Genomic DNA, 15,686 nt, shown 5'->3' with positions numbered 1-15,686 from the left:
TTTTTGTCTGTGGACAGCACCATTCTTGCGTGCAGCACGTAGCCCGGATGAAGGCCAAAGGCCGGGAATCCGGGGTGGCGATGCAAGGCAAGAACACTGCACGGGCGCACGGGGTTGCCCCGGATTCTCGCTACGCTTCATCCGGGCTACGGCGCTGATTTATTGGCACGCCATGAGAAAAGCACCCTCGGGTGCTTTTTTTGTCTGTGGACAGCACCATTCTTGCGTGCAGCACGTAGCCCGGATGAAGGCCAAAGGCCGGGAATCCGGGGTGGCGATGCAAGGCAAGAACACCGCTCGGGCGCACGGGGTCACCCCGGATTCTCGCTACGCTTCATCCGGGCTACAAAGTGGCGTTTGCCAGCAAAGGCCGCCTGCGTCGGCCGGCGAAACTCTTGCTCAAAGGGGGCCGCCGAGGACCGGAATGACGATGTGGTGGGACTTGATCATCACACCGTTCTTGCGTGCAGCACGTAGCCCGGATGAAGGCCAAAGGCCGGGAATCCGGGGTGGCGATGCAAGGCAAGAACACTGCACGGGCGCACGGGGTTACCCCGGATTCTCGCTACGCTTCATCCGGGCTACACAGTAGCTTTTGCCAGCAAAGGCCGCCCCGTGTTTGCCGGTCTGGCCAATCAATCCCCCGCATCCGGCAAACACCTGAGCCAGTCTCCACCCCATTCAGGACTATCATGTGCGCTCCCGTCATTGCGGGTGCGATGGTTACAAAAGGCAGAAAAGCGCATGGGTGAGAAGAAACGCAGACTGGCGGCCGGTGGCGCCGCAGTGGCTGAAGCAAAACCGGCCGGCAACGACGCCAGCCATTGGGTGGAAACCGGCAAGCGCCTGCATCACGAAGGCCGCCTGCCAGAAGCTTTAGCCGCTTACCAGCGCGCGCTGGAACGCAACCCACAGCAGGCGGATGCTCTGCATTATCAGGGCCTGGCGCTGATCGGTATTGGTCAGGGCGCGGTCGGCGTGAGCCTGTTGCAGCGCTCGCTGGCGCTGGAACCTGATAACGCCAGTTTCCACTTCAATGTCAGCCAGCACTTGCGCCGGGCTGACCCGGCTGCCGCATTTGCACACCTGCAACGCGCGGTGGCACTGCAGCCGGCTGATCTGCAATACACGCTGGATTACGCCCAGGCGCTGATCGCGCTGGGCAAACCTGAACAAGCCCTGGATGCGCTCGTCGCGGTGCGCCCGCATCACCCGGAAAGCGGCGCGCTAGGTGAACGCATTGTCGGTCTGGCATGGCAACTGGAACGGCTGGAACTGGCCCGCGCTACTGCCGCAGAAGTGGCCCGCCAGCATCCGCAATTCGAAACCCGCTTCCGTATTGGCTACGCGCTGCCGCGCAAGGATCAGCCAGAGCAAGAAACGGTCATGAGTGCCGATCAGTGGCATCAATGTGCATTGACGGGTGAGGCGCTCGACCACTTTATTGCCGAGCGTGACCTGCATGTGATCGACGATTTCATGGCCGATCCGGTGGCTTACCGCGAACACGCGCTCCAGCAGACGTTTGAAGCCAATCTGTACGAAGGCCAGAATTTCCCCGGCGTGCAGACCGATGGTCAGCCGGCGCAAGAGATTATGGTGCGCATTGCCACCGCGCTGGGCTGTGCGGTCAAGTGGTCCTCGCCCGATAACGGTGCCTTCCGCGTGAGCGTGGCAACGGCTGAGGCGCGCACGGATATCCATATCGATAACGAAGACCAGGGCCAGGCCACCACCTATGCGGCCGTGCTCTACCTGAACCCGCCAGAGCAATGTCAGGGCGGGACGACCTTCTGGCAGCACCGGGCCACCGGTTGGGATCGCCGCCCGCCGGAAGACGTGGTCCGCGCCGCCGGGTACAAGGATTTTGCCGCGTTTCAGGATAGCTGGAGCGTTGCCAGTGCTGACGGCAAACGCCTGTTTGACGAACTGGCCAATGCGCGCGATATCTGGCAAGTGCAGGCCGAAATCCCCATGCGCAGCAATCGCATCGTGATTTATCGCGGCAACTACTATCACGCCATCAGCAATGTGTTTGGCAGCACCATGCAAGACGGGCGTCTGGCACAATTGTTCTTCTTTGAAACTGCGCCCAACGCCCAGGTCTGATGCCCCGTTCCCCTGTTTTGAAATCTGTCCTGACCGGGGCCGCGCTGGCCCTGATTGCCACCCAGGCCCAAGCCGGCTTGCTGTGTACCGTGATTGCTGATGCCGCGACCGGCAAGGTCTTGCTGCAACAGGGCGAGGCCTGTGCCGGGCGCGTCACGCCGGCGTCCACCTTCAAGGTGGCCATGAGCCTGATGGGCTTTGACAGCGGTTTCTTGCAAGACGAACACGCGCCGGTGCTCGACTACCGCCAGGGCGATCCGGACTGGGGTGGCGCCAACTGGCTCAAACCGACCGACCCGGCAGCCTGGATCAAATACTCCGTGGTCTGGTACTCGCAGCGGGTGACGCATCATCTGGGCACAGACAAGGTCACCCAATACGCCAAAGACTTTGGTTTTGGCAACGCGGATATGTCGGGCGATCCGGGCCAGAACAACGGGCTGGATCGGGCGTGGATTGCTTCGTCGCTGAAGATTTCACCGCTGGAACAGGTGGCATTTCTGACTCGCCTGGTGAACGGCAAATTGCCGGTGTCGGCCCATGCGCTGGACATGACCCGCAACATTACCCGTCTTGAGCAAAGCCCAACGGGTTGGGATATGCACGGCAAAACCGGGGCGGCTTTTCCGCGTCTCAGCAAAACGGATTTTGACTACGCCCACGGCTGGGGCTGGTTTGTGGGCTGGGCCACCCAGGGTCACCGCACGCTGGTATTCGCGCGGCTAACCCGGGACGAGGCCGAGAATAAAGTCAGCCCCGGCCTGCGCACGCGCGATAGCCTGCTGGCGGACTGGCCGGCGCTGGTTTCCGGCCTGCCGCATTAAGAGCGTCAATTCAGCTTGCCACCCTTGCCGCGCTTGAGGATAGACATCTCCCCATCCGCCTGTTGCAAGGCTTCATCCGCGCTCATGGTCCCATCCGCCACAATAAACACCACGCTGGCCGCCATGACATTGGCCGCCGCGCTGGTGTAGCGGCTGGCGAGTTCGGCGGTGAGCAGTTGCGCTTCTGGCCGGCTGGCCGGGCCTGGGCCGATGACGGCAAATTCATCCCCATCAAAGCGGCCGATCAGGTCGTAATCGCGCGCGGCGCGGTTCAGGTGCGTGGCCAGATCACGCAACAGATGATCCCCGCGCACGTGGCCCTGGGTTTCGTTGACCTCCCGAAAATGATCCAGGTCCACCAACCCCACCAGCACCGTGCCGCGCTCGCGGCCCGCTACCGCCAGCATGCGGGCCAGTTCTTCAATCACGGCGCGGCGGTTGGGCAGCCCGGTTAAAGGATCGGTCATGGCCGCCCGGGTCAGCCGGGTATTGGATTCCTGTAGTTGCTCCAGCAGCTTTTCACGTTCGATATGCTGGGCAATCAACCGTGAGAACAAATGCAGTGAACTGCGTGCCCGTTCTGGCAGGGGCAGTTGCCGGGTGCTGGCAGCGCAGAGTGTGCCGATCAGCGTGCCGGTCTGACTGCGGATGGGCGCACTGACATAACTCTGGATGCCCAGCGCTTTGGCGGCTTCCGAATCCGGCCAGAGGCCCGGCACATCATCGGTATAAGTGCAGCCCGATTCCATGGAACGTTTGCAGAGCGTGTCTGACCAGGGCACGGCCAGTTGCTCCGGGATCTCCAGTTTGCCGACATTGCGGGCGAATTCGATCAACTGCGTGGTCATGCCGCTATCAATCCGCGTGATATAGGTGGATTCAAAATCGGTCAGATTCTGCAGTAACTCCAGCAGCGGTTTGGCGAGTTCTTCCAGAGACCGCGCAGCAGACGCGGATTCGGCCAGCCGAACCATATTGCTTTCCATGCGGTGTCCTCCCGGCGTGCATGATCAGGATTTCATTCTAGAAGGCCGTGGCGCAGGAGCAAGCACCAGGTCGGAACCCGACGCGGGGTGGGGCTGGTTTGCGGGTGCAAAGTGCCGGGCCGCTGGTCGGGCCAACGCTGGCAGCCGCGAGGCGGGCAAGGCACAATAGCCTCTCTTTCTTGAGGTCTCTTCCCAAATGAACACACACGCTTAAGCGCCCTGAACGGGCGATATCTTTTTTGCCCAATTACGCACGAGTGTGTTCATGTCGATGATTCAAATCACGGACCTGGGTGTTTCCCACGGTCGCAAAGTCTGTTTTTCCGGGTTCTCTGCCAGTATTGAATGGGGCCAGCGTATCGCCATCCTGGGCGATAACGGCAGCAGCAAGTCGTCGCTACTGAATGTGCTGGCCGGGCTTGCCACGCCCACCGAAGGGGAAGTCCGCTGCGTGGCTGGCGTGCAGCGCGGTCACGTCGCGCAAATCCAGCACGAAGGCTTGCTCAGTGGTGGCGAGCGGGTCAGCCGCGCCCTCGGCGCCGCGCTGGCTGTACAGCCAGACCTGTTGCTGCTGGATGAGCCCACCAATCACCTGGATGGCGCCAACCGGCGTGCGCTTTACCGCATGCTGCGTCACTTTGCCGGCGCGGTGGTGCTGGTGACGCATGATCTGGCCTTGCTCGATGAAGTCTGCGATACGCTCTGGCATCTGGAACAGGGTCAGATCACCGTATTTGCCGGACATTACACCGATTACATGGCGGAGCGCGCCTTACAGCGCAGCGCGCTGGAACAGGTGCGGATGCAAACGCGCCGGGCGGCGCAGTCTGCGCATACTGACCTGATGCGGGAACAGGAGCGCGCTGCCCATGCGCGTCAGCGTGGTGCCAAAAGTATTGAGAATGGCAAGTGGGCGACGGTGAAATCGCTGACCAAACTGGGCCGCAGCAATACCACGGCCGGGCGCAAGCAGGCGCAAATCCGGGAGCAACGACAAGACCTGGCCAACCGGCTGGACGAACTGCGTTTGCCAACGCGGATCATCCCGCATTTTCATCTACCCGCAGGGTCGGCGCGTGGGGCGGTGGTGCAGATCAACGCCGGTTGTGTCGGCTACGCGGCGCCGCTGCTGGCCGGGCTGTTTCTGCAGCTTGATCACGGTGACCGGCTGGCACTGACCGGGCGCAACGGTTGCGGTAAATCGACGCTGGCGCGTGCCTTGCTCGGTGATCCGGCGGTGTGCCGCAGCGGCGGCTGGCTGTTACCGGCAGCCGGCCAGGTGGGTTATCTGGATCAGCACTACGCTACGCTGCCCGACGGTGCGTCGGTCTGGCAGGCGTTACAGGCCGTGGTGCCAGACTGGTCAGATGCCGCGTTGCGCCAGCATCTGGCAGATTTCCTGTTTTTTGAAGCCAGCGTCATCGCCACGCCGGTGGCGCAATTGTCTGGCGGGGAACGGGCGCGGTTGGCGCTGGCGTGTATTGCGGCCCGACCACCGCAATTGCTGATTCTTGATGAGGTGACCAATAACCTGGACCTGACCGTGCGCCAGCATGTTATCGATATCCTGCAAGACTACCCCGGCGCCATGGTGTTGATCTCGCATGACGAGCACTTTCTGGCAGAGATCAGCGATCTGACCCGGCTGGATCTGGATGCGTTGCGTGTTAGCGATTGATGCCCAGGGCGGTCATCTTCTTGTACAGCGTGGCGCGGCCGATACCCAGCCGTTGCGCGGCCAGTGCGGCACGACCACCCGCGGACTTGAGCGCGTCTTCAAGCAGCCGGCGCTCAAACGCCTTCATGGCGCTTTGATAGTCCTGATCGGCCACCGCCAGCGGGGTGCGCAGGGTGCCGGCGTCAATCAGCGGAGCCAGGTCTTCCACCTGCAATTCACTGTGGTCTGACAGCATGATGGCGCGTTCGAGGACGTTTCTGAGTTCGCGTACATTACCGGGCCAGTGGTAGTGACGCAGGTATTCCACCGCAGCCGCAGAGATATGCCGCACGCCGCAGGTGAGCGCCAGACCTTCCAGGACTGCCGCACACAGCGCCGGCAGGTCTTCTACCCGGTGACGCAAGGGGGGCGTTTCAATGGTCAGCACGTTGAGCCGATAAAACAGATCGGCCCGGAACGCACCGCTTTCTACTTGTTGCGCCAGCGGGGCGGAGGTGGCGGCAATGATGCGGACATCGGCGCGGATTACCTTGTTGGCACCCAGCGGTTCAAACTCCTTGTCTTGCAGCACCCGCAGCAACTTGCTTTGCAGGGCCAGCGGCAACTCGCCCATTTCATCCAGAAACAGCGTGCCGCCGTCGGCCAGTTCAAATTTGCCGATGCGCCCTTTGCGCTCCAGCCCCGAATACGCGCCGGCCACCGCGCCAAACAGCTCGGCTTCCAGCAAGGTTTCCGGAATCGCCGCCATATTCAGGCTCACCAGCGGTTTACCGGCGCGGGCAGAGGCGGCGTGAATGGCATGCGCCAGGACTTCTTTACCGGTGCCGGTTTCGCCCAGCAACAACACCGGGGAATCCATCTGTGCCGCGCGGCGGGCACGGCGTTTGACCTCGGTCGCCGCTTCGCCGCTGCCGATAAAGCTATCGAAGGAATACTTGGGCTTGCGCGCCTGGGCCAAAGACTCTTGCGCGCTGGCCAGTTCCTCTTTCAACCGGGAGAACTTGGCCACAATGGGGGAGAGCGATTGCAACTGGTCAAACAGCGCAAAGCCAATCGCCCCCACCACCTGACCGGTTTTGTCCTTGAGCGGCAGGCGGGTCACCACCAGTGATTCCTGCCCGGCGGCTTGCATGATGTCGAGCAATTGCGGTTTGCCATGCCTGACCACGTCACGCATCTGGCTATGCGGGATCACTTCTTCCACTGGCCGGCCAATCGCACTGGCCGGGTCGGCAAAACCAAAGCGGGCGGCATAGCGGGCGTTGATCCAGACAATGCGCGCTTCATGATCGACGATCACCGTGCCTTCGCAGAAGTCTTCCATGGTGTCGAACATGCTCTGGATAGCCCATTGGCGCACGGCATCGTAGTCGGCCAGCAGGGCGGTCAGATCGAGTGGGGCAGGGGTCATTGCGGTGTGGGGGCGCTGGGGATGGGGTAGCGTACTACGGGGAGGTTCTTTTTGTCAGGGGATGAGGGTTGGCGTTGCTGGCTGGTTCTGCCGTGTAGCCCGGATGGAGCCGTCAGGCGGGAATCCGGGGTGGCGGACCTGGTTCATATTGCTGAGGTTGTTAGCGGGCGTAGGGTGGATTCGGAGCGGTAGCGACAATCCACCAGGGCTGGCTTAAAACCATAAACCGCTGTTAGCGCCTACGGCGCGGTGTTAAAAGTCTGTAGCCCGGATGGAGGCCGCAAGGCCGGGAATCCGGGGGGGGCGGTCCTGGTTCATATTGCTGAGGTTGTTAGCGCCTTTGGCGCGAGATTGAAAGGCATTTGATACCCGCGGTGGCGGGAGCACCCTACTTTCTTTGCGTCGCCAAAGAAAGTAGGCAAAGAAAGGCGCCCCCAGCCTGGCGGCCCTCCGGGCTTCCCTCAGTCGGTCGGGAGCCTGGGGTCTCCCTCCACTCCATCGGCGCTGGGCTTTAATGGGGAAGGACAATCAAAAACAACTGCAACTGCAACTGCAACTGCAACTGCAACCCCAACCCCAACCCCAACCCCAACGGCTCGCCTCCTGTGCTCTACCTTAAGCCGCAACCCCTCACCCAAACACCCTGTGCAACATCCGCACCAGCCAGCGTTCTCGCTGAAATTCGCTGACGCGCCGTAGTACGCGGGCGTAGTCCAGGATCAAGCCTGGCGTCCAGGTCATGGTGTTGCCGCGTGTCCGCAGCAGGGACAGTAGCCAGACGTTGGGATCGGTCGCCAGGATAAAAAAGCGGTACCAGGGGCGCGTGCGGCCAACGATGCCTTCCAGCGCGACATCCAGGGCGAGAGCCACGGTGGTGGAACAGTTACGGCTGGAGAGGTTGTACACCACATCGCGCCGGTAGATGTCCCAGAAGGTGCGCAGCGCTTCTTCGTTGTAGTTGCGGAACCAGATTTGCCGGTTGGGCTCGCACCAGTCCGCCACCTCAGACTCATAAGACTCCAGAAACCGGCCGGGGATGTCGTTTTCCTTGTGCGCCAGCAACATGCCGCGAAACTGGTTTTCAGAAAAACTCTCCACCCCCGGATACAGACTGATGTACAGATCCGGCGGCAATTCCAGTGAGGAATGACCGGTGGATACTTTGCCGTTGCGGTCCACGGCGGCAATGTAGCGGTCCACAATGGCGCGCCGCTGCGGGTTGGGGGTGGAACCCAATGGAGTCCAGACATGCACCATCAAGGGGTAGAAGGGCCGTTTGGCGGGCGCGGCATGGATGGGCAGTTTCTCGTACCAATACCAGTTATGCCGGCGAAAATAAGGCATGGACAAGACCGAGATGCCTTCCGGTAACTCCCGGAACTCCAGCCCCAGCCGGCACATCATGGCCCCGTAGGCCATGAGCAGAATGCCAAAGCAGACCGGGAAGGTGTGTAAATGCGCAATGGGCCAGTGCGTAAATACCTGGATCGAGACCAGCACTTCGGCCGCGCCGATCAGCATGCTGCGCTTGTAGCCGTGAAAACGGATGACGTGCGCCGAGGCCATGCGCAACATGCCGTCGATCAAAAAACCGACGCCAAAAAACACGGTGCTGGCCCAACTGTTATCGACCGGCGCACGCATGGCCAGGCCGCCCAGCGCAATCAGGGCACCGGCGCTGAGCAGCAGCACCAGCCGGTGCTTGCGCCGTACCACAGACAGATCAGACAGGCTGACGAGGCCCTCGATCACGCAAATCACGCCAAAAAGGGTGCTGACCACGATCAGCAGCCACCACGCCAGGCCCAGCACGCTGGCGATGCCGATCAGCATCAGAACGACACCGATCATGGGGAGCTTGTGCCATTCGCGGCGGAATGGATCGGCCCCGATCAGCAGGATGATGATGCGCAGCACGGCGTCTCATTGGTTGTCAGTCGTCTGCACTAATATTGTGTTTAACTTACGATTGTTGCCAGTTTTTTCTGTGTTTACTTGGGGCTGTGCGGCGGCGTTGCATGCCCGCGCCAGTGTTGGCGCGGGTTGCAGGGGCGTAGAAATTTTGTTGCGGTGCATGACGGGTAAAAGCGGCGTTTTATCCGGTAAAACGGTATTTGTTCAATGCATTGAACAAATGTCGGCAGTGTAGTTATGGCGTCATTTTGCGAAATACGGCCAGTTGCTGTGCTGGCAAGGCTACGCCGTCAGATTTAAGCTGAACATCTGCTGGCTTTGCACTGCTGTAAAGAAGCTGCCACTGGCCAGCAGGCACGGCCGCGCTGGCTGCGCGGCGGCTGTAGTTGAGCGTGACCAGCAACTGTTCTCCACCCTGCTCACGCAGCAGCACCAGCACCGGATCATCGTCATCCGAAAGAATGCGCAAGGTGCCGGTCTGCAAGGCCGGGTGCGCTTTGCGCAGGGCAATCAGTGCGCGGTAGCTCTCCAGCAAAGAGTCGGGCTGGCCGTTTTCGGCGGCGACGTTGGCGCTGGCATGGTTTTGCGCCAGTGCGCGAAAGGGTTTGGCGCTGGAGAACCCGGCATGGGCGCTGCCATCCCAGCTCATCGGCCCGCGCAGTCGCTGGTCATCCCACTGGACGGGTTCGCTGAAGGTCTGGCCGATCTCTTCGCCGTAGTACAGGAACGGGATACCTGGCAGCGTCAACAAAGTGGCTGCGGCCAGTTTTTGTGACGGGATATCCTCTCCCAACTGCTGTGCCACCCGGGCACCGGCAAAGCTGTCGTGATTGGAGAGAAAGGTACCCATGTTACCGACCGGTTTTTGCCGCAGGTACGCGGGCAGCGTCTCCATTACCCGGCCCATCTGGATGCTTTTGAGAATGGCGTTTTGCAAGCCAAAGGCAAAGGCACTGCCGGCGGAGTCACTGGCAGAAAACTCGGTGGAGAACGCGGGGGCTTCCGCTACCATATAGCGATTCCCGTAGGCGTTGAGCACGTCATGCACCTGCCGCATGATGCGGTGATTTTCCGGTTGGCCTTCCCAGGCATTGGGGCCGTTTTCGACCAGCGCGCCGACCGCGTCAAAGCGGAAACCATCGACGCCCCGGTTGAGCCAGAAACGCAGGTTATCCAGGTGGAACGCCAGCACATCCGGATTACGGAAGTTGAAGTCCGGCATGGACTGGGCAAAAGCACCGTAGTAATAACCACCGGCCTTGCCTGCGTACCATGGATCACCGCCGTAGGTTTGCCAGCCAGTCGGCTTGCTGTTTTTCCAGACATACCAGTTGCGCCACGGCGACGATGCATCGTTGTTGGCCGCCACAAACAGCGGATGGGTGTCGGCGCTGTGGTTGATGACGTAATCCAGAATCACCCCAATACCGCGTTTGTGCGCTTCGGCGATCAGCCGGTCAAAGTCGGCCAGCGTGCCGTAATCGGGCTCAATGTTGCGATAGTCAGCCACCGCGTAGCCATGATCATGATCGGCGCTGCGGTAAATGGGCAGCAACCAGATACCGGTAATACCCAGCGCCTTGAGGTAATCCAGCCTTTGCGTCAGGCCGTTCAGATCACCAATCCCGTCTCCGTTGCTGTCCTGGTAGGCGCGCACCAGGATTTCCATGAACACACCGCGCTGGGCCCATTGTGCCGGCAGGCCGCTGTCGTGGACGTGTGGAGGGACGGGGCTCAGATCGACCCCGACGGGCGGTTCGGCAGCGGGGAGGGGCTGGCCCAGCAACAGGGCCGTCAGGCCGGCAAGGCTGAAAAGAGTACGGGAGGTCATGGTTGTCCTGTTCTTGTTCACGGGTTTACGTCACTGCGATGAGAAAGGATTTGCTGCTGTTGTCTGGTTGATTCGTAGCCCGGATGGAGCCGAAGGCGGGAATCCGGGGTGGCTGACCTGGTTCATATCGTTGTTACCGTAGGGTGGATTCGGAGCGTCAGCGACAATCCACCTTTGCACCGTGGCGTGTTAGCGCCTGACGGCGCGGGTTCGAAAAGCATTTGATCCCCGGGGTGCCGGGCCCACCCTACTTTCTTTGGGGCCGCCGAGGTGCTTCGCCACCTCGGCGGCCCCCTCAGTCGGTCGGGAGCCCAAGGTCTCCCTCCACTTCTTCGGCGCTGGGCTTTAACGGGGGAGAAAAGTCAAAAGCAACCCCAACTGCAACGACAACTTCAAACCCAACTGCATTGCGCGAACTGATTTTGCTACAGCCAAGCCCACCAAAGCATATTTTCAAACCGGTTTGATTTGCCATAAGGCATGCGCCTTAAGCCAGTTCCGCAGCGGGCGCGGTTTTCGGCTACATTGGGCCGTGCATAAACACGGATAAGGGCGGTCGCATGATTACGGTGCATCACTTGAATAACTCGCGTTCGCAGCGGGTGTTGTGGTTGCTGGAAGAGTTGGGCCTGGAGTACGAGATCAAGTTCTATCAACGTGATCCGGCCACCATGCTGGCGCCGCCAGAGTTGCGGGCGGTGCATCCGCTGGGTAAATCGCCGGTGATCACGGATGGCGAGATTACCGTGGCGGAATCCGGGGCGATTGTTGAATATTTGCTGGACCAATATGGCGAAGGCTATTTGCGGCCGGCCCCGGGTACGGCAGAGCGCCGCCAGTTCACCTATTGGCTGCACTACGCGGAAGGTTCGGCCATGCCGCTATTGCTGATGAGCCTGGTGTTTGGCCGCTTGCCGGATCAGCCCATGCCCTTTTTTATCCGGCCCATTGTGCGTGGCCTTGCGGACAAGGTGCGGCGCGTGTTTCTGGGGCCGCAGCTGACAAGCCATATGGATTTTGTGGAGTCGCAACTGGCCGCCACGGGGTGGTTTGCTGGCCGCGAATTTTCCGCCGCAGATATCCAGATGAGTTTTGTGCTGGAGGCGGCCCAGGGGCGCGGGGCCGTGCAAGGCAGGCCGCATATCCAGCAGTTTCTGCAGGCCATCCATGCGCGCCCGGCTTACCAGAAAGCGGTAGAGCGTGGCGGCCCGTTTGCGGTGGCAAGCCTTGCCAGTGCTAAAGCGTAGATAGCTTGAACACATAGCAAAAACGGCTGTCTTGAACAAGCAGGAAAGGCGGCGTCAGCCTCCAGTCATGGAAGTCTTGAACGGCGGCAGGTTTCGGAATAGGCTTTGTGGTGTTTACCTTTCCTGACTGGTTTTCCTGAAAATGCAATCGAGCAAGCTCGCCGATATTGCGGCACTGATCGGTGAGAGCGAGAGTCTGACGTACTCCAACGCGGATGAATCGCTACGCCTTGCCCTGGAAGCCACCCGCCAGATCGTACCAGGCACGGATGCCTTGCTGGCGGTGCGCGCACTGCAACGGTGCGCCACCATGCAACTGATCTTTGGTCAGATGCATGAAGGCCAGGCCTCTTTGCTCAAGGCACTGACCATTGCGGAAAAGGAAGACTTCGACGCCATTCGCGGCGAGATCATGCAAGACATGGCTGCCGTGTACTACACCATTGGCGAATACGACGACGCCATAGATTACTGGTCTGATTGTCTTGATCCGGCCAATACCGAATTCACCACAGAAACCCGTGTTCACTCGCATATTGGCCTGGGCCAGATTTACTTTGCCCATGAAAATTACGAGATGGCGCTATCGCATCACCAGCGTGCGCAGCGCATGGCAGGCACCACCTTGCCAGCCGTGTTGCGCTGCCGGGTATTGATCAACGTGGCAACAGACTGTCTGCGTCTGGAACAACTGGAAGACGCAGAAGCCGCGCTGGATGAAGGTCTGGTACTGGCCATCAGCGCCGGGCAAAAAGAGTATCAGGAAGAAATCTGTGTCTACCGCGCAACGGTTGCGATGGATCGCGGTGACCTGATCACCGCCGAACAATGGCTCAACCGGGCCGAGACGATCGAACACGTTTGTCTGTGGGGTCAGAACCTGCGGTTACTGGCGCGCGGCCGGCTGCATGTGGCCAATGGCGAGTACGATGCGGCACATCAAGTCCTGTTCAAGGCGCTTGATCTGGCCGGCGAGATGGGCATCTCGCACAAGGCGTATCAAGCGCATCATCTACTGGCGCAAAGCTATACCCACCTGGGACAGTTGCCAGAGGCGGAGCACCATCACAAGCGCTACCTGGAAATCTTCAATCGCATCGTGCGGCCAGGCACCTACAGCCGTCTGCAACAACTGGAAGCGCGGATCGGCAACGACTGAAACGCCAACCGGGGCTTGATGGCAGCGCAGGGCGCGCCCATCTATACGCGGATGACCCTTTTTCGGGGCATGCGCCGTAGACGCGCATGCATCCCGCGCTATTCCGGAGCCCAGCCCATGACCCCCTTTACCTTTCACAACCCCACCCGCCTGCATTTTGGTGCTGGCCAGATCGCGCGCCTTACTGATGAAATCCCTGCGGGTAGCCGTGTGCTGCTGGTGTATGGCGGGGGCAGCATCAAGAAAAACGGCGTGTATGACCAGATCCGCACCGCGCTGGAACAGGCCGAAATCACCGAGTTTTCCGGCATTGAGCCCAATCCGGAGTTCGATACGCTGATGAAGGCGGTCACGGTGGGCCGTGAATTCAAGCCAGACTGGATCATTGCCGCCGGCGGTGGTTCGGTGTCTGACGGGGCCAAGTTTATTGCCGCCGCCATTGCGCTTGATCCAGCGCTGGACCCCTGGCTGATTGTCGGCAACCGCATCAAGCTGGAAAGCGCCGTGCCGCTGGGCGTCGTGTTGACGCTGCCGGCCACCGGCTCCGAGAGCAATCTGGCCTCGGTGGTGACGCGTTCTGCGACGCAAGACAAGCTGTCCTTCAAAAACCCGCTGGTGTTCCCGCGCTTTGCCGTGCTTGACCCCACGGTCATGGCCAGCCTGCCGCCACGCCAGCTGGGCAACGGTGTAGTAGACGCCTTTGTGCATACCACAGAGCAATATCTGACCTATCCGGCCGAAGCGCGCATTCAGGACCGATTGGCCGAAGGCATTCTGACCACGCTGGCAGAACTGGGGCCGGAGTTACTGGATGGGGTGCACGAAGAAGCGCGCGCCAACGTCATGTGGGGTGCTAACCAGGCGCTGTTTGGTCTGGTGGGCGTGGGTCAACCGCAAGACTGGGCCACGCATGCAATTGGCCACGAACTAACCGCCATTTACGGCCTGGATCACGCGCAAACCCTGGCTGTGACCTTGCCCTCTTTGCTGCGCCATTGTCTGGCAGAAAAAGAAGACAAACTGGTGCAATACGCCCGCCGCGTATGGGGTTTGAACGGAGAGGGGCGCGAGCTTGCGCTGGCCGCCATCGCGTCTACGGTGGCGTTCTTTGAACGCATGGGTGTCCCCGTCCGTTTGTCAGCTCATGGCATTGATCCGCAAGAAGCCGCCAAAAAAGTAGAGGAACAACTGATCCGCCATGGCCGTACCGCTTTGGGCGAGCACGGACGCCTGACTCCGGCAGATTGCGCTGCCATTGTCGCCGCTGCGGGGTAACGTTTTTACACGTGACCACTGGTTGCAGCGGGTCATTTTCATGCTGCGGTGCAACTGGTGTTGTCATGCTGACGTGCTAAATTCGTTCCATAGCTGGCAATGAGACCAGCGGAGATGATGCTCCGCAGACGAGCCCACGGGATGGAACTCACCATGGTGGAACTTGAAGTTGACTCGCTCCTTGAGCGGGCCAGGAAACTCGTTTCCTCACAAAGTGCTGAATCACTCTCTTTGGCCGGTCGCGCGCGCGAACTGGCCAAAAGCGCAAACTACCACCAGGGCGAAATTGCCGCGTTGGTGGTCGAAGCCAACGCGCTGCATATGTTTGGCCGCCACACAGAAGCCCACGACGCGCTCTTGACCGCCATGGAATACGGCGAGCGCTTTGGCATGGGGCAGGAGCGCGGTGAGGCCCTGCAGATGCTGGCCCGGGTGTACTACACCCGGGGCGAGTATGAGCGGTCCAGTGATTGCTGGTGCGCCTGCATTGAACTGCCGGATATCGATATCGCCCCGGAAATCCGCATCCGCGCGCACATTGGCCTTGGGCAATTGTTATTCGCGCACGAACAATATGACTCCGCCCTGGCGCATCACCGCCGCGCAGCCGTGTTGGCCGAGGAACGGGATGACGCTCAGTTGACCAGTTGCTGCCTTATCAACATTGCGGTTGATCTGATGCGGCTGGAGCTGCAAGGCGAATCCATTGCCACGCTCAAACAGGCTTTGCCGCTGGTACGGGCGGACAAGAACTACGAATACGAGGCCGAGATTTACAGCGTGCTGGGCCAGATTGACCTGGCACGCGGTGACCTGGCGCGGGCCCGCATGAGCTTGATGGTCTCGCTCAAGATCAACCGGCTGCACATCAACACGTGGGGCGAAGCTTCCAACATGTTGTGGCTGGGGCAATGCAGCCTGGCGGAGGGTGCGCTGGATTCCGCCAGTGATGAACTGGACCGGGCGCTGGAGCTGGCGCAAAGCATGGGATCGCAGCATCTGATGGCCAATACCCACTTTGCGCTGGCCGAGTTGTGCCGTTGTCACGGCCAGGGTGACGCAGCGCAGGAACACGAAAACCAGTACCGCAATCTGCGCCGGCAACTGCTGGAACACGCACGCTCGCCGCGCCTTGCCACCATGGAATTGCGGCTGGCGCCGGAGCCTTCGTAACGCCATTGCCATGCCCCGGATTTGTTGCATGCGCACATCAAACCGCCATGTTTTGCACGGTTTAGAAAAACCCTAGTAA

At 60.6% G+C, this 15,686-nt stretch carries 12 protein-coding genes; 7 read left to right on the top strand and 5 right to left on the bottom strand.

Annotation, left to right across the window (positions count from 1 at the left end; genetic code table 11):
* Nucleotides 1–744 precede the first annotated feature (744 nt).
* The gene (locus HNQ50_RS11355) at nt 745–2,109 is read left to right on the top strand and encodes a DUF6445 family protein (RefSeq protein WP_184100739.1); all 1,365 of its coding nucleotides are present in this window, start codon (nt 745–747) and stop codon (nt 2,107–2,109) included.
* A gap of 17 nt (nt 2,110–2,126) precedes the next feature.
* On the top strand, nt 2,127–2,933 hold the full coding sequence (blaOXA, locus tag HNQ50_RS11350; protein ID WP_221303138.1) for a class D beta-lactamase: 807 nt from the start codon (nt 2,127–2,129) through the stop codon (nt 2,931–2,933).
* 5 nt (nt 2,934–2,938) lie between these two features.
* Here the strand turns inward: blaOXA and HNQ50_RS11345 are convergent, their stop codons facing one another.
* A complete protein-coding gene (locus HNQ50_RS11345) occupies nt 2,939–3,919 on the bottom strand; it encodes a sensor domain-containing diguanylate cyclase (protein ID WP_184100735.1) in 981 nt (326 codons plus the stop codon).
* Between the two features lie 265 nt (nt 3,920–4,184).
* Between HNQ50_RS11345 and HNQ50_RS11340 the strand changes: the two genes are divergently transcribed.
* Nucleotides 4,185–5,597, top strand: coding sequence for an ABC-F family ATP-binding cassette domain-containing protein (locus HNQ50_RS11340; protein ID WP_184100733.1), 1,413 nt, complete (start codon nt 4,185–4,187; stop codon nt 5,595–5,597).
* Here HNQ50_RS11340 and HNQ50_RS11335 read toward each other — a convergent pair.
* The 4 genes from HNQ50_RS11335 to HNQ50_RS11320 all read right to left on the bottom strand — a co-directional run bounded on the left by HNQ50_RS11335 (nt 5,587) and on the right by HNQ50_RS11320 (nt 11,228).
* A complete protein-coding gene (locus tag HNQ50_RS11335; RefSeq protein WP_184100731.1) occupies nt 5,587–7,008 on the bottom strand; it encodes a sigma-54 interaction domain-containing protein in 1,422 nt (473 codons plus the stop codon). The genes HNQ50_RS11340 and HNQ50_RS11335 overlap by 11 nt on opposite strands.
* 630 nt (nt 7,009–7,638) lie before the next feature.
* Entirely contained in the window at nt 7,639–8,925 is a 1,287-nt protein-coding gene (locus HNQ50_RS11330; RefSeq protein ID WP_184100729.1) for an HdeD family acid-resistance protein, read from the bottom strand.
* Between the two features lie 232 nt (nt 8,926–9,157).
* Entirely contained in the window at nt 9,158–10,753 is a 1,596-nt protein-coding gene (locus tag HNQ50_RS11325; RefSeq protein ID WP_184100727.1) for an alpha-amylase family glycosyl hydrolase, read from the bottom strand.
* 295 nt (nt 10,754–11,048) lie between these two features.
* Nucleotides 11,049–11,228 (bottom strand): hypothetical protein, encoded by a 180-nt coding sequence (locus HNQ50_RS11320; RefSeq protein WP_184100724.1) that lies wholly within the window; start codon nt 11,226–11,228, stop codon nt 11,049–11,051.
* 85 nt (nt 11,229–11,313) lie between these two features.
* Between HNQ50_RS11320 and HNQ50_RS11315 the strand changes: the two genes are divergently transcribed.
* The 4 genes from HNQ50_RS11315 (at nt 11,314) to HNQ50_RS11300 (ending at nt 15,607) form a co-directional block, all read left to right on the top strand.
* Nucleotides 11,314–12,000 carry a glutathione S-transferase gene (locus HNQ50_RS11315; protein WP_184100722.1) on the top strand — a complete coding sequence of 229 codons (687 nt, stop codon included), beginning with the start codon at nt 11,314–11,316 and terminating at the stop codon, nt 11,998–12,000.
* A gap of 142 nt (nt 12,001–12,142) precedes the next feature.
* A complete protein-coding gene (locus HNQ50_RS11310; RefSeq protein WP_184100719.1) occupies nt 12,143–13,159 on the top strand; it encodes a tetratricopeptide repeat protein in 1,017 nt (338 codons plus the stop codon).
* A gap of 117 nt (nt 13,160–13,276) precedes the next feature.
* Nucleotides 13,277–14,434, top strand: a complete 1,158-nt coding sequence (locus tag HNQ50_RS11305) for an iron-containing alcohol dehydrogenase (protein ID WP_184100717.1) — start codon at nt 13,277–13,279, stop codon at nt 14,432–14,434.
* Between the two features lie 153 nt (nt 14,435–14,587).
* The gene (locus HNQ50_RS11300; RefSeq protein ID WP_184100715.1) at nt 14,588–15,607 is read left to right on the top strand and encodes a tetratricopeptide repeat protein; all 1,020 of its coding nucleotides are present in this window, start codon (nt 14,588–14,590) and stop codon (nt 15,605–15,607) included.
* The last annotated feature ends 79 nt before the right edge of the window (nt 15,608–15,686 follow it).

This window comes from Silvimonas terrae (genome assembly GCF_014202765.1).
In the GTDB taxonomy this organism is placed as follows: Bacteria; Pseudomonadota; Gammaproteobacteria; order Burkholderiales; family Chitinibacteraceae; genus Silvimonas; species Silvimonas terrae.
The sequence above is the reverse complement of the archived record's forward strand: the minus strand, read 5'-3'. Positions and strand labels throughout refer to the sequence as shown.

Coding starts and splice junctions, on each gene's coding strand:
- HNQ50_RS11320 (WP_184100724.1), bottom strand. CDS start 11,228: ATGGCAAATCAAACCGGTTTGAAAATATGCTTTGGTGGGCTTGGCTGT.
- HNQ50_RS11310 (WP_184100719.1), top strand. CDS start 12,143: ATGCAATCGAGCAAGCTCGCCGATATTGCGGCACTGATCGGTGAGAGC.
- HNQ50_RS11325 (WP_184100727.1), bottom strand. CDS start 10,753: ATGACCTCCCGTACTCTTTTCAGCCTTGCCGGCCTGACGGCCCTGTTG.
- HNQ50_RS11300 (WP_184100715.1), top strand. CDS start 14,588: ATGGTGGAACTTGAAGTTGACTCGCTCCTTGAGCGGGCCAGGAAACTC.
- HNQ50_RS11340 (WP_184100733.1), top strand. CDS start 4,185: ATGTCGATGATTCAAATCACGGACCTGGGTGTTTCCCACGGTCGCAAA.
- HNQ50_RS11335 (WP_184100731.1), bottom strand. CDS start 7,008: ATGACCCCTGCCCCACTCGATCTGACCGCCCTGCTGGCCGACTACGAT.
- HNQ50_RS11305 (WP_184100717.1), top strand. CDS start 13,277: ATGACCCCCTTTACCTTTCACAACCCCACCCGCCTGCATTTTGGTGCT.
- HNQ50_RS11315 (WP_184100722.1), top strand. CDS start 11,314: ATGATTACGGTGCATCACTTGAATAACTCGCGTTCGCAGCGGGTGTTG.
- HNQ50_RS11355 (WP_184100739.1), top strand. CDS start 745: ATGGGTGAGAAGAAACGCAGACTGGCGGCCGGTGGCGCCGCAGTGGCT.
- HNQ50_RS11345 (WP_184100735.1), bottom strand. CDS start 3,919: ATGGAAAGCAATATGGTTCGGCTGGCCGAATCCGCGTCTGCTGCGCGG.